This window comes from Uliginosibacterium sp. TH139 (assembly GCF_002855595.1).
In the GTDB taxonomy this organism is placed as follows: Bacteria; Pseudomonadota; Gammaproteobacteria; order Burkholderiales; family Rhodocyclaceae; genus Uliginosibacterium; species Uliginosibacterium aquaticum.
Window position 1 is genome coordinate 45,831 of record NZ_PKRR01000008.1, and the last position, 19,251, is coordinate 65,081.

The window sequence follows — 19,251 nt, forward strand, 5'->3', positions numbered from 1 at the left end:
AACGAGACCCGACGCACATGCATCCAATCCTGAATATCGCCGTCAAGGCTGCCCGCCGAGCCGGCACCGTCATCAACCGCGCCTCGATGGAGCTCGATAAGATCGAAGTCCGCTCCAAGCAGCCGAATGATTTCGTGACCGAGGTGGATCGTGCGGCCGAACAGGCCATCATCGAAGTCATCAGCGACGCCTATCCAGAGCACGCGATTCTAGCAGAGGAGTCCGGTGACACCGGCGGTGAGAGTGACTTCCAATGGATCATCGACCCGCTGGATGGCACCACCAATTTCATTCATGGTTTCCCGCAGTATGCCGTGTCCATCGCCCTGGCCGAGCGTGGCATCGTGCAACAGGCTGTGGTCTATGACCCGGCCCGAAACGAATTATTTACAGCCAGCCGTGGTCGTGGTGCCTTTCTGAACGATCGCCGCATCCGCGTAGCCAAGCGCACCAAGCTACAGGAGAGCCTGATTGGAACAGGCTTCCCCTTCAAGCGCATGGACAATGTCGATGCCTACCTTGCCATGTTCAAGGATCTGGCCGGTAAGACTGCCGGCCTGCGTCGCCCAGGCTCAGCCGCACTGGATCTCGCCTGGCTGGCCTGTGGTCGCACGGATGGTTTCTTCGAGATGGGTCTGATGCCCTGGGATATGGCTGGCGGCGTACTGCTAGTGACGGAAGCTGGAGGACTCGCCAGCGATTTCGGCGGCGAAGGCGACTATCTCAAGACGGGCAATCTGGTGGCTGGCTCACCTAAAATCTTTACCCAGTTGCTGCAAGTGGTGCAATCGCACCGAACCGTAGCACTGATGGCCTAATTTCTGGCGAAACAACAAAAGGCGACCGATTGGTCGCCTTTTTTTCATGCCCGTGCGCGCTGAAACAATCGGAAAAAATTGTCGGTACTGGCATTCGCTACTTCGTCGATGCTCAGGTTACGCAAGCGCGCCACCTCAGCGGCTACATGCGGAACAAAGGATGGTTCATTGAGTTTGCCGCGGTGAGGGACGGGAGCGAGATAGGGCGAATCCGTCTCGATGAGAAGACGCTCAAGCGGAATGCTGGCAGCAACCTCCTTGATCTGACTAGCATTCTTGAAGGTCAGGATGCCGGAAAAGGAAATATAGAAGCCTAGAGCAATAGCAGCTTCGGCTACTACGAGGTTTTCTGTGAAGCAGTGCATCACTCCACCCACTTCCTGTGCCCCCTCCTCCGCAAGAATGTGCAGAACATCCTCTGCCGAATCGCGGGTATGAATCACCAAGGGCAAACCGGTCTTCCGCGCCGCCCGGATATGCACGCGAAAGCGCTCACGCTGCCATTCTGGACGATCTTTGTGCCAGTAGTAATCCAATCCAGTTTCACCAATAGCGACCACCTTCGGATGCGCAGCTAGCAATTGCAGGCGTTCCAGATCAGGCTCCTCACCTTCCGTATTCTCCGGATGCACCCCAACACTAGCGAAGACGTTTGCACGAGACTCCGCCAGAGCCAGTACGCGCGGCAGATTCTCGAGCGTCACGCCAATACATACGGCATGACTGACCTTAGCGCTGGCCATACGCTCGAATAAGGCTTCGCCCTGAACCGCAAGATCTTCAAAGTCGATATGGCAATGTGAGTCCACGAACATATTTGGCCTACCGTTAAACTGAAACCGGGCTTACGCCCGGTCAGAAAATAAAATGTCGAGTACTTACAAGGTATGTGTCGGGCGACTGGACCCTATCGCACCGCCAAGGATCTGTTCAATTTTGATCTTCACCGCAGTACCGCCTTCATCCGGTGCGAACTGCACTCCCACCCCCTGAGTCTTGTTGTTCTGGGCGTTGGCAGGCGTCACCCATACAACCCTACCCTTCACAGCTAGACGCTGCGGATCATCCATAAGCTGCAGCAACATGAAAACTTCATCGCCCGCCACATAAGCCCGGTTGGTCGGAATGAAGAGGCCGCCGCCCTTTACGAAGGGCATATAGGCGGCATACAAAGCGGACTTGGAGTTGATATTAAGGGAGAGAACCCCAGCCCGAACGCTCGCCTGTTGCTTGGCTTCCATGAAGAATCCTGAAAATAGTCTGAGACAATGGTATCAACAAGCCAGCATCCATCGCCAGCCCGGGCGACGACTGCGCCCCATGCGAAGAGGCCCGGTCACTAGACCGGGCCTCTCATCATCAGTGCGTGATCAAACCATTACCTGACAAATCCTCATCAGGCTCCACCGGCACTGCTGCCACAGGAGCAGCAACTTCGGCAGTTTCCGGCAAAGGCTCTGGAAGACGCTCAAGGGTCTGCTCGAGCACCTGATCAAACCACTTCACAGGCACGATCTCGATGCGATCCTTGATATCGCCTTGAATGTCCGCCAAATCTTTCACGTTTTCCTGTGGAATCAGGGCCTTGCGAATTCCACCACGCACCGCCGCAAGCAGCTTTTCCTTGAGACCACCAATCGGTAGCACTTCGCCGCGCAGCGTGATCTCACCGGTCATGGCTACATCGGCACGCACCGGGATACCTGTCAGCACCGAAACCAGTGCCGATGCGATAGCAATGCCCGCAGAAGGTCCGTCCTTCGGCGTAGCTCCTTCCGGTAAGTGAATGTGGATATCACTCTTGGCGTGAAAATCTTCCGGAATACCGAGCTGGCGAGCACGCTTGCGTACGACAGACAACGCTGCTTGAATCGACTCCTGCATCACTTCACCAAGCTTGCCGGTGGTAATGATCTTGCCCTTGCCCGGCAGATTCACAGCCTCGATGGTCAGCAGTTCGCCCCCCACTTCGGTCCATGCCAAACCCGTGACCTGACCAACCTGGTTGTCTTTCTCGGCCATGCCAAAGGAATAGCGACGCACACCCAGATACTTGTCGAGATTTTTGGCGTTGACGACGACCTTTGATTCACGCTTCTTCAGCACCAGCGCCTTAACGACCTTGCGGCAGATACGCGAGACTTCGCGCTCCAGGCTGCGCACGCCGGCCTCACGCGTGTAGTAGCGGATGATGTCGCGCACCGCTTCTTCGGTGACCGTCAGCTCGTTGGGCTTCACACCATTGTTCTTCATCTGCTTGGGAAGCAGATAACGCTGGGCAATGTTTACTTTTTCATCCTCGGTGTAACCCGAAAGACGGATGATTTCCATCCGGTCCAGCAAGGGGGCAGGAATATTGAAGGAGTTGGCAGTCGCTACAAACATCACTTCAGAGAGGTCGTACTCCACCTCGATGTAGTGATCGACGAAAGTCGAGTTCTGCTCCGGATCAAGGACCTCCAGCAGTGCCGAAGACGGATCGCCGCGAAAATCAGCGCCCATCTTGTCGACTTCGTCGAGCAGGAACAGCGGGTTACGCACCGCCACCTTGGTCATGTTCTGCAGGATCTTGCCTGGCATGGAACCGATATAGGTGCGACGATGGCCACGGATCTCGGCTTCATCCCGGACGCCACCCAGCGACATACGCACGAACTTGCGATTGGTGGCCTTGGCAATCGACTGGCCGAGCGAGGTTTTGCCCACACCAGGAGGGCCAACCAGACACAGGATCGGCGCCTTGAGCTTGTCCACGCGTTGCTGCACGGCCAGATATTCCAGGATGCGTTCCTTGACCTTGTCGAGACCGAAGTGATCCGTATCAAGGACTTTCTGGGCTTCAGCCAGATCCTTGCTGATGCGAGACTTTTTCTTCCACGGTAGGCCGGTGAGCGTTTCGATGAAGTTGCGCACAACCGTGGCTTCTGCCGACATAGGCGACATCAGCTTGAGTTTTTTCAGCTCGCTTTGCGCCTTGGCCAACGCTTCCTTGGAGAGGCCAGCCGTCTTGATCTTCTTTTCAAGCTCTTCTAGATCGGCCCCTTCTTCGCCCTCGCCGAGCTCCTTCTGGATCGCCTTAACCTGCTCGTTCAGGTAATACTCACGCTGACTCTTCTCCATCTGGCGCTTGACACGGCCGCGGATGCGCTTTTCCACCTGAAGGATGTCCAACTCGGTTTCCAGCTGTCCTAGCAGGCGCTCAAGACGCTCACCGACATTGAAAAGTTCCAGCACAGCCTGTTTCTGCTCAAGCTTGAGCGGCAGGTGCGCGGCAATGGTATCTGCCAGACGGCCAGCCTCTTCAATGCCTGCCAGTGAAGTCAGGATCTCAGGAGGGATCTTCTTATTCAGTTTTACGTACTGATCGAACTGACTGATGATCGCACGACGCATCGCCTCAACTTCATGCGAGCCGCGCTCATCGTTGCTGATCGGGCTCACTTCAGCCACAAACAGCGCCTTCTGCTCTTCGACACGCTCAAGACGAGCGCGCTGCGTACCTTCGACCAGGACCTTAACAGTCCCGTCCGGCAGTTTGAGCATCTGTAGGATATTGGCAATACAACCGATGTCGTAGAGATCGTCAGCCGAAGGCTCGTCCTTGGCCGCAGACTTCTGGGCCACTAGCAGGATGCTCTTGCCTGCTTCCATGGCAAGTTCGAGAGCCTTGATGGACTTAGGGCGCCCCACAAAGAGCGGGATCACCATGTGCGGGAAGACCACCACGTCACGCAGTGGCAGCAAAGGGAGTTCAATGACTTCGGGGGGGAGTTCGGGCTTGTTCGACATGTTGTTTTCCTGAGGACCGCACTCAAACTACATTGGGGCTGTCTGGCGGGATTCAAGCCTTGAAGGCAAGAATCCCGGCTTTCAGTTGGAGCCTGAAACCTTGGCCTGCTCCGAATAAATCAGGAGCGGCTGTGCGCCAGTATCGATGGTGTTCTCATCGACCACCACTTTCTCAACATTCTCCATGCCCGGCAGCTCGTACATGATTTCGAGCAAGACGGATTCCAGGATGGAACGCAAACCACGGGCACCCGCGCGGCGCTTGATCGCGCGACGTGCAATTGCTTGCAGCGCTGCAGGCCGCACCTCAAGCTCCACGCCTTCCATTGAGAAAAGCTTGGCGTACTGCTTGACCAAAGCATTCTTTGGCTCGATCAGAATCTGAATCAGGGCTTCTTCATCCAATTCCTGAAGGGTAGCCACGACCGGAAGGCGCCCAATGAACTCAGGGATCAAACCAAACTTGATCAGATCTTCCGGCTCACACTGACGCAGGGTCTCAGAAACCTTGCTGTCATTCTTGCTGCGCACTTCGGCACCGAAACCGATACCGACAGTCTCGGTACGATTACGAATAACCTTTTCCAGTCCGTCGAAAGCTCCACCGCAGATGAACAGGATATTGGCCGTGTCGACCTGAACAAAATCCTGATTCGGGTGCTTCCGCCCCCCCTGGGGAGGAACCGAAGCCACCGTACCTTCAATCAGCTTGAGCAGCGCTTGCTGCACGCCTTCGCCAGAAACGTCGCGCGTGATCGAAGGATTGTCGGATTTGCGCGAAATCTTGTCGATTTCGTCGATGTAGACAATGCCTTGTTGGGCCTTCTCGACATCGTAATCACACTTCTGCAGCAGTTTCTGGATGATGTTCTCGACATCCTCCCCGACATAGCCCGCTTCAGTCAGCGTGGTGGCATCAGCCATTACGAAAGGAACATTCAGCAGACGGGCAAGCGTCTGAGCGAGCAAAGTCTTGCCCGATCCGGTCGGCCCAATCAGCAAGATGTTGCTCTTGGCCAATTCCACGTCATCAGCCGTACGCGATTGATGACGCAGCCGTTTGTAATGGTTATACACCGCCACTGCCAAAATGCGCTTCGCGGCACGCTGCCCGATCACATACTGATCGAGAATCGTGGCTATTTCTTTCGGCGTAGGCAGATCGCCCTTGTCGACGCGGGCAGATGCATCGCTGCCGATTTCATCGCGAATGATGTCATTGCACAGGTCAATGCACTCATCGCAAATGAATACGGAGGGCCCTGCGATCAGCTTGCGGACTTCGTGCTGACTTTTACCGCAGAACGAACAGTAGAGCAGCTTCTCGCTGCCAGACTTTTTGTCCGTCATATTCAGCCTTCCTTCAAGAATAAGTGTGTGTGATCAAGCCGCCGCTACATCTGCGCGGCTGGTGAGCACCTTATCGACCAGACCATAGGCTTGCGCCTCGGCAGCCGACATGAAGTTGTCGCGATCCGTATCCTTCTCGATCCGGTCCACCGACTGACCCGTGTGATGCGCCAGCATGTCATTAAGCTTGGCACGCAGGGCCAGAATTTCCCGGGCATGGATCTCGATATCTGAGGCCTGCCCCTGAAAACCACCCAGAGGCTGGTGAATCATGATCCGCGAATTGGGCAGCGAAAAACGCTTACCCTTTTCTCCTGCAGCCAGAAGAAACGCGCCCATGCTCGCTGCCTGCCCGATGCACAGAGTGCTTACATTGGGCTTGATGAACTGCATCGTGTCGTAAATCGACATACCTGCGGTAACCGAGCCACCTGGCGAGTTGATGTAGAAATAGATGTCCTTATCCGGATTTTCGGACTCCAGGAATAGAAGCTGCGCCACGATCAGGTTGGCAGTCACATCGTTGACCGGCCCAACCAGAAACACGACACGCTCCTTGAGCAGGCGCGAGTAGATGTCGTAAGAGCGCTCGCCACGACCGCTTTGTTCCACCACCATCGGCACCAGGCCAAGGCCAACCGGATCCCAATCAGAATGCTGCGTGCTTGAGAATTTCAAAGCCGTCTCTCCATCTTCATCATCAAAAAGTGCCGGCGAGGGTCGCCGGCACCGCCATCATCAGGCCTGCTGAGCTTGCTCCATCAACTCTTCAAAAGTAAAGCCTTTGTCGCTCACCTTCGCTTGGCCCAGCACCCATTCGACCACGTTATCTTCGACCACGGCATCTTCGATGTCACGCAGATGCTCGGGCTTGGAGTAATACCAGCGCACCACGTCTTCCGGCTTTTCGTAGGTCTGCGCAAGATCGTCAACGCGCGCACGAATCTGTTCCGGTTTGGCGTTCAGGCTGTTCTTGCCCACAACCTCAGCAACAATCAGGCCAAGCTTGACGCGATTCGATGCTTGCTCGGTAAACCAGTCCTTGCTCACCGGCACATTCTTCACATCCACACCACGCTGAACCAGATCACGCTTGGCTGCTTCAACCATGCGGCCAGCTTCGCCATCGACAAGAGCCTTCGGTACATCGAAGGCACACGCCTTGGAGAGAACTTCAAGCGCTTGATCACGTACGCGGGCACGAATGCGGCGAGCAACTTCACGCTCAAGGTTTGCCTTGATCTCTTCGCGCATCTTGGCAGTATCGCCGTTAGGCACACCCAAAGCCTGAGCAAAAGTTGCGTCGACCTCTGGCAATACCGGAGCTTCAACAGCCTTCAGGGTGATTTCGAACTGCACGGTTTGACCAGCCAAGTTTGCGGCGTGATATTCGGCCGGGAAGGTCAGGTCGAAAGTCTTGCTGTCGCCCACATTCAGACCACGCAGTGCGGCATCGAAATCAGGCAACATTTGCCCGCCGCCGACCACTACGGGGAAGTCGCTGGCCTGACCGCCTTCAAAGACCTCACCATCCTTGCGGCCGGTGAAATCGATCGTCACGCGATCTCCCTCCTGCGAGGCGCGCTCAGCCTTGACAAAGGTAGTGCGCTGTTTACGCAGCACTTCAATCGTACGATCCACTTCAGCATCGCCAACAGCAAGGCTCGGGCGCTCAATCTCGCTAGCAGCCAGATCACCCACAGCCACTTCCGGAAAAACTTCAAAGGTCGCCACGAATTCCATCTTGCCTTCAACCGAAGTTTCCTTCGGTACGATGTTCGGATAACCCGCAACACGCAAGTTCTGTTCCTGGACGGTCTTGCTGAAGGCCGCTTCCACGGCATCGCCGAGCACTTCGTTGCGCACTTGCGGGCCGTAGGACTGCTCGACCATCTTCAGGGGCACTTTGCCCGGGCGGAAACCGGCCATTTTCACGGTACGGCCCAGATTCTTCAGACGAGCAGCCACCTGAGCTTCGACTTCAGCCAGATTGACAACCAAGTCGATACGGCGCTCCAGCGCGCCCAGCGTCACTTCATTCGTTTGCATGCAGAATTTCCTTGGAACAGAACGGAGGGGCGCGCTGCAGCGATGCCTGTAAATCCGACGCGAAGTCGGCCAGACCTTTTTGTTGCGGCAGCGCCCGGCTAGACAACCAACAAACCCGCGATCCTATCACACTCGCCACTGCCTCCGAGCCTTGCGGGAGGCGCAAAAACAGACAGGGCGCCCGCAGGCGCCCTGTCTGTGCATTCGCGGAAAGCCTGATTACTTCTTGGCGGCCTTCTTGACCTTGCTGGTAGCAACCTTGGCCTTGAAGCCAGCGCCAGCGGAGAAACGCGGCACGGTGGTCGCGGCGATCTTGATCTTCTCGCCGGTCTTCGGGTTCTTGCCTTCACGAGCGGCGCGGGCAGCAGCCTTGAAAGTGCCGAAGCCAACCAGGGTCACAGAATCGCCAGAAGCAACTGTTTCTTCGATCACGGCAACAGCGGCATCCAGGAACTCGCCCGTGGCAACCTTGGACTGATTGGTCTTCTCAGCAATCGCTGCGATCAGATCGGTCTTGTTCATGCGTTATCTCCGGTTAAATTTGGGTGTGCATTTCTGCAGGGCCGAGTATAGAGCCAAGTTTGCTGCTGTGTAGCCCCTCTGGCCTACAAACGGCATTTTTTTGTCCGATTCCCGCACTGTTTGGGTTTTTCGCCCACAACGCTTTGCCCAATCAGGCATCTAGGGGCTTCGAAAACAACCGCCCCTGCCAAGTCTCACGCTCCGCCAAGCGCACATCCAGGCGCTTTGGAAAGGCAGATAGACGCATCCCCCAGTCCGGCGACAGGCGCAAGCGGGGCGGCACTTCGCTCCCTAGGCGCTGCACCTTGATTGAGGACGGCAGCAGTTCCAGCATATCGATGACACGATCCAAATAAAGTCCGGGCTCAAGCAGGGGGACACTCTCAGGTGCACGCTGGTACTGAATCGCCAAGCGCGTATGACGAACGATCTGCAACTGATGGAATTTCAACGCATCGAGTGGCAAACGCGACAATTGACGGGCTCCCGCCAGTAGACTCTCGCGCGTTTCACCTGGCAAACCAAGGAGCAGGTGGCCGGTGAGGAACAAACCGCGCGTTGCGGCGCGACGAATGGCATCCTGGGTACAGGCAAAATCGTGACCACGCAGGCATTCGGCGAGCACGGCGTCCGAACAAGACTCTATGCCGATTTCCAGTTCAATGGTTTTACTTCGGGCCAGCGACGCCAGATGATCAAGCACCTCATCAGGAAGACAGTCCGGCCGGGTACCAATGACCAAGCCTCCTATTTCAGGATGATTCAAGGCTTCGGCATAAATCGCCTTGAGGTGATCAAGATCGCCGTAAGTATTTGAATAAGCCTGGAAGTAGGCAAGAAACTGCTTGGTTTCCGGATAGCGCCGGCGCATGAAGCTTAGGCCGGTATCAATCTGATCAGCCAAGAGAACTTGCTCGCGCAAATAGGAGGGCGTGAAACCTTCGTTGTTGCAGAAACTGCACCCTCCCTGCCCCAACACTCCATCGCGATTGGGGCAAGTAAAACCTGCGTCGATACTGATTTTCTGCAGACGACCGCCGTGCGTGCGCTTCACCCAGTCGTTGTACGCATGGTAACGACGGCCTGCATATTCAGCCGGAATGGCGTTTAGCGCAGACACGAATTACAGATCCGCCTCGACAAGGTTGCCCTTGAGCTCCATCCAGGCTCGACGACCCGAGGCTTCGCCCTTACCCATTAACAGATCGAAGAGCTTTGAGGTCGCAGCCGTAGCCCCAGCATCGAGGGTGACAGGCAGAACGCGTCGAGTAGCTGGCTCCATGGCCGTTTCCTTGAGCTGGGCCGGCTGCATTTCACCCAAGCCCTTGAACCGACCGACCTCCAATTGATCGGCGCGATACCCCTCCTTGGCAAGGCGATCGCGGATAGAAACCAGTTCATGTTCGTCCAGCGCATAAAAACGACGCGCCGGACGCTTTTTACCTTGTGCAGGCACATCAATCCGGTACAAAGGTGGCAGAGCGATGTAAACATGCCCAGCCTCGACCAGCTTGGGAAAGTGGCGCAGAAAAAGCGTGAGCAACAGGGTCTGGATGTGCGAACCATCGACGTCAGCATCAGCCATGATGATGACCTTACCGTAGCGCAGATTGGTCAGCACTGAAGCTGCGGCTTCGGGCGTATGCGGATCAACACCGATAGCAACGGATACATCGTGGATCTCTGCATTCGCGAACAGGCGATTCGGATCAATTTCCCAAGCATTCTGAACCTTGCCACGCAGCGGCAAGATGGCCTGAGTTTCGCGGTCGCGAGCGAGTTTGGCGGAGCCACCGGCAGAGTCGCCTTCGACCAGATACAGTTCGTTGTCGACGATGTTCTCAGACTCGCAATCGGCGAGCTTGCCGGGCAGCACGGCCACACCGCTACTCTTGCGTTTCTCGACCTTCTGCGCGTCTTTAAGCCGCGACTGAGCCTGCTTGATCGCCACCTCGGCAATCGCCTTGCCATGCTCGACATTCTGGTTCAGCCAGGCTTCGAAGGGATGCAGCAGCATGCTGGAAACCAGCTTCACGGCTTCGCGTGAATTGAGCTTCTCCTTCACTTGCCCCTGAAACTGAGGGTCGAGGATGCGTGCCGAAAGCACGTAGCTCATCTTGCCGCAGACGTCTTCCTGCTGCAGTTTGACACCTTTAGGCAGCAGGCTGTGGTGCTCGATGAAACTCTTCACCGCTTCAAACACCCCGGCACGCAAGCCGGATTCGTGAGTGCCGCCAGCCACGGTGGGAATCAAGTTGACGTAGCTTTCGCCCAATTGCTGGCCGTCAAACCAACCAAAGGCCCAGGCAGCGCCTTCGCCCACGGCGAAGTCTTCGTCCTCGCCGGCGTATTTCTCAGCCGAGTAGATCGGTGCAACCGATTCAGCCCCAACCATCATCTCGCGCAGGTAGCCCGGCAGACCTTCCTGATAGCGCCAATCCTGTTTGATGAAAGAGCCGTCAGCCTGCTCGATCTCCAGATAGACACGCACACCCGGCAAGAGCACTGCCTTGGAGCGCAAGAGACGCTCCAGCTCATTCATCGGCACCTTGGGGGAGTCGAAGTACTTGCCATCAGGCCAGACCTTGACGCGAGTGCCGGTCTGGCGACCACAGCTACCGGCTTCGACAATCTGGCCAATGTCACGACCACCGTCAGCAAAAGCGATCTGATAGATCTTGCCTTCACGGCGCACTTCGACTTCCACACGCAGCGACAAGGCGGTAGTCACTGCCACACCCACACCGTGCAGGCCGCCTGAGAAAGCATAGGCGGAATTGCCGGACTTCTTGTCGAACTTCCCCCCCGCGTGGAGCGCCGTATAAGCCAGCACCACGACCGGGACTTTCTCCTCCGGATGAAGGCCTACCGGGATACCGCGGCCGTCATCGGTCACGGTGATCGAGCCATCGCGTAGCATCAGCACATGAATGTTCTTGGCAAAACCTCCCAGCGCTTCATCGGCCGCGTTGTCGATGACCTCCTGGATCATGTGGCAGGGCGAATCGGTGCGGGTGTACATGCCGGGACGCTCACGCACCGGCTCCAGCCCCTTGAGGACACGGAAGGAAGATTCGTCGTACTGCTTCTGGCTCATGGCGACTTGGCAAGAATGAAACGAGGCACGCATTTTTCCATATCGGGGCGCGCTTCGCTGGGCTTTATACTGGGTTCAAGTTTGCCTTGCAGGATCACGTTAATCCGGTAATAACCGGAATCCGGAAATCATGCCCAAGCACCGCATCCACGCCCGCCAGTTGCTGATCAACGAAGACCTCCCCTGGGATGTCTATGACGAATCAGGGCAACTACTGCTCTGCAAGGGCTTTCGCATCTCCCGCGAATCCCAGCGGGAAGTGCTGATGGCGCGTGGCCTGTACGTGGATGAACTGGTACTGAGTCCGCAGCGCTCCACAGATGACAACAAGGGCTACAACCCCTTCCGCGTCTGGGACAGCATCATTGATGAACTGGAGGTGCTACTGCGTGACATCCGCTTGGAAAAGGATTTTTGCGAGCAGATCTCCGGCTTGGCCAAGCTGATCCAGGAGCTCGCCCGGCGTAGCCCGGACATTGCCCTCGCAGCCATCATCCTGACCAACCAGCGGCGCTATCCGATCATTCACAGCGTGCATGTAGCGGTCCTTAGCGAACTGGTCGCAGCGCGCTTGGAGTGGCTGCCGGACCGGCGAATAAGCCTGATCTGTGCCGCCCTCACCCAGAATCTGGCCATGATTGAGCTGCAGATGAAGCTGTGTCATCAGCGCATCGCCCCCTCTACAGCTCAGCGCCAGGAAATTCAGCGCCACCCCAAACTGGCCCACGAAATGCTGCAGTCAGCAGGCGTCAAGGATCCGATCTGGTTGCATGCGGTTCTGGAGCACCACGAACTCAATGGCGGTGGCGGCTACCCCTTCGGGATCGTGGCACCCTGCGAAGAAGCGCTGCTGATCCAGACCACGGATATATTTTCTGCCAAGGTCAGTCCGCGCGCAGCGCGCAAACCCGTCACCCCGCAGGAAGCCGCCCGCTCGCTGTACCTGGGCTCAGACAAAGGAACAACGAATCGCTATGTGGCGGTACTAATCAAGGAAATCGGCATCTTCCCGCCTGGCACTTTCGTCACGCTCTCCAATGGCGAGTTGGCGCTGGTCACCCGACGCGGAGCCGGGGCCAACACTCCGGAGGTGTTAAGTCTGATCAGTCCGCAAGGCACGTCCTATATGGATCCGATCCAGCGCAACACCTCGCGCAAGCCTTATGACATCGCAACCGTAATACCGCGCGATCAGGTCAAGGTGCAGATCAATCCAGAGCGGATCTGGCGAATCTGATCAGGCGGAAGGTACGGCCTCCTGCGGTGGCAACCACAGGCAGGGGCCCTTCTTGCCGATATCGGCAAGCACTTTCTCATGCTCAGCCACCTCAAAATCGCTGGCACGCAGCACCCGCAGCGGTCGCCGCTCACCGTCCAGTACCAGACTGCTGGCAGTAGTCGTCGGTGCATCATCCAGACCGATGGTGAGGCTCTCTTGGCCACGCGTCATGGCCAGGTAAACCTCGGCCAGCAACTCCGCGTCAAGCAAGGCGCCGTGCAAGGTACGGTGCGCGTTGTTGATCGCATAACGATCGCACAGCGCATCCAGTGAGGCTTTCTTGCCCGGGAACATTTCCTTGGCGACCTTCACCGTATCGATCACCTGTGGGCACAACACGCTCACCTTGGTACGCCGCAGCCGCTCCTGCTCCATGTTCAGGAAGCCGATATCGAAACTGGCGTTATGAATGATCAGTTCTGCGCCAGCTACAAACGCCTCGAATTCAGCAGCGATTGCAGCATAGAGCGGCTTGTCAGCGAGAAAGGCGTCCGACAAGCCGTGAATTCGCTCAGAGTCACCGACATCACGTTCCGGATTCAGATAGACGTGGTAAGTGCGACCAGTCAGGCGCCGGTCTTCCATTTCCACGCAACCGATTTCCACCACCCGATCGGCGCCGCTGCGCCAATCCAGGCCGGTGGTTTCGGTATCGAGGAAAATCTGTCTCATTCGGCGGCAGACACCACGCTCAGCAGCTCGCGGTAAATGCTCACGAACTCTGTGGCATTCAGCGCTGCCGAACCGATCAGACCACCATCCACATCCGGCATCGAGAAGATCGACACAGCATTGGCAGACTTCACGCTGCCACCGTAAATGATCGGCAGACGCGCAGCGAAATCCTTATCGCGAATCGCAACGCGATGGCGCAGAAACTCATGCTCGGCCTGGATGATCTCGGGCGTGGCGGCAATACCGGTACCGATGGCCCAACGCGGTTCGTAAGCCAACACGATCTTGTCATGAGCGGTGCGGATGTAGCCAAAGGCAGCATCGAGCTGGCGCGCCAGAACGTCATGAGTGCGGCCCGTGTCACGCTCTTCAGCAGTTTCACCGACGCAGATGACCGGAATCAGACCCGCATCGATAGCCGCCAGTGCCTTGCGGCCCATCAGACCATCATTCTCTCCCTGGTACTGGCGTCGCTCGGAGTGGCCAATGATCGCGAAGCTGCCACCAAGTTCTTTGACCATCAGCGGCGAGGTTTCACCGGTGTAAGCGCCCTGCAGGTGGTCGGAAACGTTCTGCACGCCAACACCAATACCGGTGCCGCGCGTCAGCTCAGCCAGCTGATACAGATAGGGGAAGGCCGGGCAGACGACCATTTCGGCACCTTCGTCCAGCTCCGGCAACTCGGCACGAATGCTCGCGATGAGCGCCTTGTTGGCTGCAAGGTTGCCGTGCATCTTCCAGTTGCCAATCAGCCACTTCTTTTTCATGTTCAGTATTCCCCCGTGTCAATCCGGATATTTCACGCGGCGCGAGCTTACTCGCCGCCTGCATCACAAACAAGTTCAGAGTTCACGCAAAGCGGAAAACGCTTCCTCGATCCGTTCGACCGCAATCACCCGCATGCCAGCTATCGCCTGCCTGGGCGCATTGGCCGCAGGAATAAGGGCTAGCTCGAAGCCCAGCTTGGCGGCTTCCTTGAGCCGTTCCTGGCCCCGTGGCGCAGGTCGGATCTCGCCCGCGAGGCCCACTTCGCCAAACACGATCAAGCGCGGGGGCAGCGCTCGCCCCGTCAGCGAAGAGACAATGGCCAGTGATACCGCCAGATCGGCTGCAGGCTCGGCGATCTTCACGCCGCCCACTGCATTGATGAAGACATCCTGATCTGCACACTGGATACCTGCATGGCGATGCAGCACAGCCAGCAGCATAGCCAAGCGGTTCTGCTCAAGGCCGACAGAGAGCCGGCGCGGATTGCCAAAAGCCGAATCGACCAACGCCTGGATCTCTACCAGCAAAGGTCGGGTACCTTCCTGGGTGACCAGTACGCAAGAGCCTGGCACCGGCTGCGCGTGCTGTGAAAGGAACAGCGCGGAGGGATTGCTGACGCCGCGCAGACCTTTGTCGGTCATGGCGAACACCCCGAGCTCGTTCACCGCGCCAAAGCGATTCTTGATGGCCCGCACGAGACGGAAGCTGGAGTGGGTATCGCCCTCGAAATACAGCACGGTATCAACGATGTGCTCCAGTACACGCGGGCCGGCCAGAGCTCCGTCCTTGGTTACGTGCCCAACCAGCACCATGGCCATGCCGCAGGCCTTGGCGTGGCGCGTCAGTTGGGCAGCACATTCGCGCACCTGCGCTACGGAACCGGGCGCAGATTGCAGCACTTCGGAATACATGGTCTGAATCGAATCGATCACCACCACGTCGGGCTTGGTCTCGCGCAGCGTTGGTAGGATCTTTTCCAGCGAGATTTCCGGCAGCAGTGGCATATCCCCGGCTTCCAGCTGCAGGCGGTGGGCGCGCAGGGCGATCTGCTCGGCAGACTCCTCGCCACTGACATAAAGAACTTTCTGCTTGGGCCCCAGGCTGGCCAGTGCCTGCAACAACAGCGTCGACTTGCCGATACCAGGATCACCACCAATCAGCACCACCATGCCCGGGACCAGCCCACCGCCCAGCACACGATCGAGCTCATCGATGCCGGTGCTCTGGCGCGGCGATTCACGCGGATCAATCTCGGAGAGTTTCTGCAGTTTGCCGGCCCCGGCAGCAAGCGCTGCAAAACGCGAGCCAGCCGGCGCGGCTTCTGCCATCCCTTCGACCAGCGTATTCCACTGCCCACAGGCCGGACACTGGCCCTGCCATTTAGGGCTTTGGCCGCCGCACTCGCTACAGATGTAGACCGTTTTGGCCTTGGCCATCAGCCCAGCACCACCGGCACACGCGGGGCAAGTGCGCAGAACAGCTCGTAACTCACGGTGCCGGCGGCGCTGGCCACCTCGTCAGCCGGCAAACCCTCACCCCACAGCGTCACGCTGCTGCCGACGTCAGCGGCCAGATCCGTAAGCTCACAGGCCAGCATGTCCATCGAAACACGGCCGAGCGTACGGCTGCGCTGACCATTAACCAGAATCGGCGTACCGCTGGGAGCATGGCGCGGATAGCCATCGGCATAACCACAGGCCACAACACCAACCCGGGTCGGACGCTCCGCACGGAACAGCGAACCATAGCCCACGCTTTCACCGGGCTGAAGGCTCTGCACCCCGATGATGCGGCTGGCCAGACTCATCACCGGGCGCAACCCAAGGGCCGCAGCCGTGTTCAGGTCGGGCATCGGTGAGCCCCCATAAAGCATGATCCCCGGGCGCACCCAATCGCGCTGCGCTTGCGGAAAACGCAGCAAGGCCGCCGAATTAGCCACGCTGCATGGCAAACCGCTATCCGCGGCAATGCCCTCAAAACAGGCGAGCTGGGCTGCAATGCCCGTGTCGTCGGCATTGGCAAAATGCGTCATCAAGGTGATCTGGCCAACCTTGCCGCTGGTCCGCAAACGTGCCAGCAGTGCCGGCGCCTGCTGCGGCAGGAAGCCTAGCCGATTCATCCCCGTATTGAATTTCAGACCTACGTTCAGCGGACGCTCCAGCTCAAGCAACTCAAGCAACTCAAGCAGCGCGAGTTGCGCCTGACTGTGGATCACCACGCTGATGTCGTACGCGGCGGCGAGGCGCAGATCATCTTCCGCGAAGAAGCCTTCAAGCATCAGGATCGGCTGCGTAAAACCGGCTGAGCGCAGGCTCAGCGCTTCACTGATCTCTAGCAGTGCGAAACCATCGGCCACATCGCGCACGGCTTCGGCGCAAGGCAAGAGTCCGTGACCATAGGCATTGGCCTTGACGACGGCCCAGGCACGCGCTGCACCAGCGTGGCGTTTCGCCACCAGATAATTATGACGGAATGCGGCCGTATCGATCCGCGCCAGGATCGGCCGGGTCATGAATTCGAGCTGTCTTGACTGCCGGGGATGGCGATGCCAGAAGGCTTGGTATCGCCCCGTTCCATGTTGGTAAACATGCTCACCGCAAACTCGGCAAAGGTCGAGTGCAGCCGCGCGCGGAAGCGATCCTTGGGTACCAATACGTTGAGCGAGGAGTACAGCCGCGGCTCCAGCGAGATGCCGACCAGACCCCGGTTGTTGTAGTCGTTGAGCGCCGCCTTGGCGATGATGGCAAAGCCGAAGCCCTGCTTCACAAGGTGCAAAATGGATGGCAGCGAGCCGAGCTCACCACGCCGGTTAAGCGTCTCGGGCGGCACACCATTGCGGCGGAAGAAATCCTCGGCCAAAGCGCGGATGGCAGCGCCCGGGTCGCGATCCACAAAGGGACGCCCCTGCAGGTCTGCAGCCTTGATCGACGAAGCAGAGGCCAGCTCATGTCCGTGCGCTACGATGACCAGCAACTCATCCTGGCAGGCCAGAGTGCATTCAAGGGTCGGATCTTCGGACTGTTTCTCCACCAGGCCCACATCCAGCTCATGCGCAGCCACTCGGTTTTCGATGTTTTCGGAGTTCGCCACGAACACACGCGGAATCACCCGTGGATGCTTGCGGATGAAGTTTTCCAGCAATCGCGGCAGCCAGTAGCCTGCAATGGTCTGGCTGCAGCCGATGGTCAGCACGCCGGTTAGCTCGTCGGTGAGCTCCGCGATACGGGTTTCCATTTCATCGGAGAGACCCAGAATCCGTTCGGCGTAGGCAAACACGATCTCGCCGGCAGGAGTGAGCGTAACGCGTCCGTGACCACGATCAAGCAGGCGGGTGTTGAACTGCTCCTCCAGTTGCTTGATCTGGAAGGTTACCGCCGGTTGCGTCATGTAAAGCGTTTCCGCGGCCCGCGTAAAAGAGCCGTGTTTGGCAACGGCGTGGAACACCTGCAGTCTGCGATCAGCCATCACATTCCCCAAGATAAATGCGCTTTATCATTCTACGCGCAGAGCCCCTCAGCGTCGATTGCTGTTGCGCAACATTTTCCTCGGTTGTGTGCAACGCAAAGGCAGGTCGGGTGACTGTGGTATAAACGCCGCTCGGCTGCCCGAGCGGTTAGCGGATCTCAGAAGGACTTTCATGGGTTTGGGCTTCTACATTGTCATGGCCGCGCAGTTTTTCTCGGCGCTGGCAGACAACGCATTGCTGATCGCTGCCATCGCGCTGCTGGTCGAAATGAAGGCCCCGGCAGAACAGATCCCCCTGCTGAAGTTCTTCTTCACCCTCTCCTATGTTTTCCTGGCTGCCTTCGTTGGCGCCTTTGCCGACTCAATGCCTAAGTGGCGCGTGATGCTGTTCAGCAACACGATCAAGATTGCGGGCTGCGCCCTGATGTTCCTGGATGTCCACCCACTGCTGGCCTATGCGCTGGTGGGCTTAGGCGCAGCGGCCTACTCTCCGGCCAAGTACGGCATCCTTACCGAGATGCTGCCACCAGCCAAACTGGTTGCGGCAAATGGCTGGATCGAGGGGCTTACCGTAGGAGCCATCATCCTGGGCACCTTGCTGGGCGGCCTCCTGATCCACCCAGCACTGCTGGGCTGGGTCGAAAGTTTTCATATCCCGGCCATAGGCCCGGTCTTCAATACAGCTGTCGACCTCTCGATCTTGCTGATTGGCAGCCTGTATCTGGTTGCAGCCATTTTCAACATGTATGTACCGGACACAGGGGTGGATCACAAACCACTGAGCAACAATCCGCTGTACCTGCTGCATGAGTTCTGGCACTGCAACAGCCTGCTCTGGCGCGACAAACTGGGGCAGATTTCGTTGGCTGTCACCACCCTGTTCTGGGGGGCCGGTGCCACGCTTCAATTCATCGTACTGGACTGGGCGCGCGCCAATCTGGAACTCAAGCTCTCTCAAGCCACCAATATGCAGGGGGTGGTGGCACTCGGCGTGGCGATCGGCTCTGTTTTGGCCGCCAAATTCATCACCTTGCGCCGCTCCCCCCGGGTCATCCCGATGGGCATCGCCATGGCGATCACGATCATGTTCATGGTGTTCATTCACAGCGTACCGCTAGCCATGGTGCTGATGGTGGCAGTGGGCGGTCTGGCCGGCTTCTTCGTTGTGCCGATGAACGCCCTGCTGCAGCATCGTGGCCATGTGCTGATGGGCGCGGGCCATTCGATCGCAGTGCAGAACTTCAACGAGAACCTGAGTATTCTCGCCATGACCGGTCTGTATTCCCTGCTGCTCTACTCCGGGCTGTCGGTCAATATCGTGATCTTGCTCTTTGCGGGTTTCGTGGCAGCCTCGATGTATATCGTCAAGCGCAGACACGACGCCAATCAGCGCGCCTATGATTCAGTCGCGCTGCTCGACGACCGCTGCCACTGAGCTA

At 57.9% G+C, this 19,251-nt stretch carries 17 protein-coding genes; 3 read left to right on the forward strand and 14 right to left on the reverse strand.

Annotated features, from left to right (window positions below):
• The first annotated feature begins 17 nt into the window (after positions 1–17).
• Entirely contained in the window at positions 18–818 is an 801-nt protein-coding gene (locus C0V76_RS16105; protein WP_101943781.1) for an inositol monophosphatase family protein, read from the forward strand.
• 44 nt (positions 819–862) lie between these two features.
• Here C0V76_RS16105 and C0V76_RS16110 read toward each other — a convergent pair whose 3' ends face one another.
• The 9 genes from C0V76_RS16110 to C0V76_RS16150 form a co-directional block, all read right to left on the reverse strand.
• On the reverse strand, positions 863–1,633 hold the full coding sequence (locus C0V76_RS16110; RefSeq protein ID WP_101943782.1) for a TatD family hydrolase: 771 nt from the start codon (positions 1,631–1,633) through the stop codon (positions 863–865).
• A gap of 63 nt (positions 1,634–1,696) precedes the next feature.
• On the reverse strand, positions 1,697–2,059 hold the full coding sequence (locus C0V76_RS16115) for a PilZ domain-containing protein (RefSeq protein ID WP_101943784.1): 363 nt from the start codon (positions 2,057–2,059) through the stop codon (positions 1,697–1,699).
• Positions 2,060–2,177: 118 nt separating this feature from the next.
• Positions 2,178–4,607, reverse strand: a complete 2,430-nt coding sequence (gene lon, locus C0V76_RS16120; RefSeq protein WP_101943786.1) for an endopeptidase La — start codon at positions 4,605–4,607, stop codon at positions 2,178–2,180.
• An 81-nt stretch (positions 4,608–4,688) separates the two neighbouring features.
• Positions 4,689–5,957: an ATP-dependent Clp protease ATP-binding subunit ClpX gene (clpX, locus tag C0V76_RS16125; RefSeq protein ID WP_101943788.1), complete on the reverse strand. Its 1,269-nt coding sequence runs from the start codon at positions 5,955–5,957 to the stop codon at positions 4,689–4,691.
• A gap of 33 nt (positions 5,958–5,990) precedes the next feature.
• Positions 5,991–6,575: an ATP-dependent Clp endopeptidase proteolytic subunit ClpP gene (gene clpP / locus C0V76_RS16130; RefSeq protein WP_101944027.1), complete on the reverse strand. Its 585-nt coding sequence runs from the start codon at positions 6,573–6,575 to the stop codon at positions 5,991–5,993.
• A 120-nt stretch (positions 6,576–6,695) separates the two neighbouring features.
• Positions 6,696–8,006: a trigger factor gene (gene tig, locus C0V76_RS16135; RefSeq protein WP_101943789.1), complete on the reverse strand. Its 1,311-nt coding sequence runs from the start codon at positions 8,004–8,006 to the stop codon at positions 6,696–6,698.
• Positions 8,007–8,225: 219 nt separating this feature from the next.
• Positions 8,226–8,528 carry an HU family DNA-binding protein gene (locus C0V76_RS16140; RefSeq protein ID WP_101943790.1) on the reverse strand — a complete coding sequence of 101 codons (303 nt, stop codon included), beginning with the start codon at positions 8,526–8,528 and terminating at the stop codon, positions 8,226–8,228.
• A 151-nt stretch (positions 8,529–8,679) separates the two neighbouring features.
• Complete coding sequence (locus tag C0V76_RS16145; RefSeq protein WP_101943792.1) at positions 8,680–9,648, reverse strand: TIGR01212 family radical SAM protein; 969 nt, start codon at positions 9,646–9,648, stop codon at positions 8,680–8,682.
• Positions 9,649–9,651: 3 nt separating this feature from the next.
• Positions 9,652–11,625 carry a DNA topoisomerase IV subunit B gene (locus C0V76_RS16150; RefSeq protein WP_101943794.1) on the reverse strand — a complete coding sequence of 658 codons (1,974 nt, stop codon included), beginning with the start codon at positions 11,623–11,625 and terminating at the stop codon, positions 9,652–9,654.
• A gap of 130 nt (positions 11,626–11,755) precedes the next feature.
• On the opposite strand from C0V76_RS16150, the gene C0V76_RS16155 reads away from it, so the two are divergent.
• Positions 11,756–12,862 (forward strand): HD-GYP domain-containing protein, encoded by a 1,107-nt coding sequence (locus C0V76_RS16155; RefSeq protein ID WP_101943796.1) that lies wholly within the window; start codon positions 11,756–11,758, stop codon positions 12,860–12,862.
• Here C0V76_RS16155 and dnaQ read toward each other — a convergent pair whose 3' ends face one another.
• From dnaQ to C0V76_RS16180, 5 genes are all read right to left on the reverse strand, one after another.
• Positions 12,863–13,576, reverse strand: coding sequence for a DNA polymerase III subunit epsilon (dnaQ, locus tag C0V76_RS16160; RefSeq protein WP_101943797.1), 714 nt, complete (start codon positions 13,574–13,576; stop codon positions 12,863–12,865).
• Positions 13,573–14,346: a triose-phosphate isomerase gene (gene tpiA / locus C0V76_RS16165; protein ID WP_101943799.1), complete on the reverse strand. Its 774-nt coding sequence runs from the start codon at positions 14,344–14,346 to the stop codon at positions 13,573–13,575. Before tpiA ends, dnaQ begins: the two co-directional genes overlap by 4 nt.
• 75 nt (positions 14,347–14,421) lie before the next feature.
• The gene (gene radA, locus C0V76_RS16170) at positions 14,422–15,783 is read right to left on the reverse strand and encodes a DNA repair protein RadA (RefSeq protein ID WP_101943800.1); all 1,362 of its coding nucleotides are present in this window, start codon (positions 15,781–15,783) and stop codon (positions 14,422–14,424) included.
• Positions 15,783–16,859: an alanine racemase gene (gene alr, locus C0V76_RS16175; protein WP_101943802.1), complete on the reverse strand. Its 1,077-nt coding sequence runs from the start codon at positions 16,857–16,859 to the stop codon at positions 15,783–15,785. The genes radA and alr overlap by 1 nt, the downstream gene beginning before the upstream one ends.
• Positions 16,856–17,812: a LysR family transcriptional regulator gene (locus C0V76_RS16180; RefSeq protein WP_101943804.1), complete on the reverse strand. Its 957-nt coding sequence runs from the start codon at positions 17,810–17,812 to the stop codon at positions 16,856–16,858. The genes alr and C0V76_RS16180 overlap by 4 nt, the downstream gene beginning before the upstream one ends.
• Positions 17,813–17,984: 172 nt before the next feature.
• Here C0V76_RS16180 and lplT point away from each other — a divergent pair, with 172 nt between their 5' ends.
• Entirely contained in the window at positions 17,985–19,247 is a 1,263-nt protein-coding gene (gene lplT / locus C0V76_RS16185; protein ID WP_101943806.1) for a lysophospholipid transporter LplT, read from the forward strand.
• Positions 19,248–19,251 lie beyond the last annotated feature (4 nt).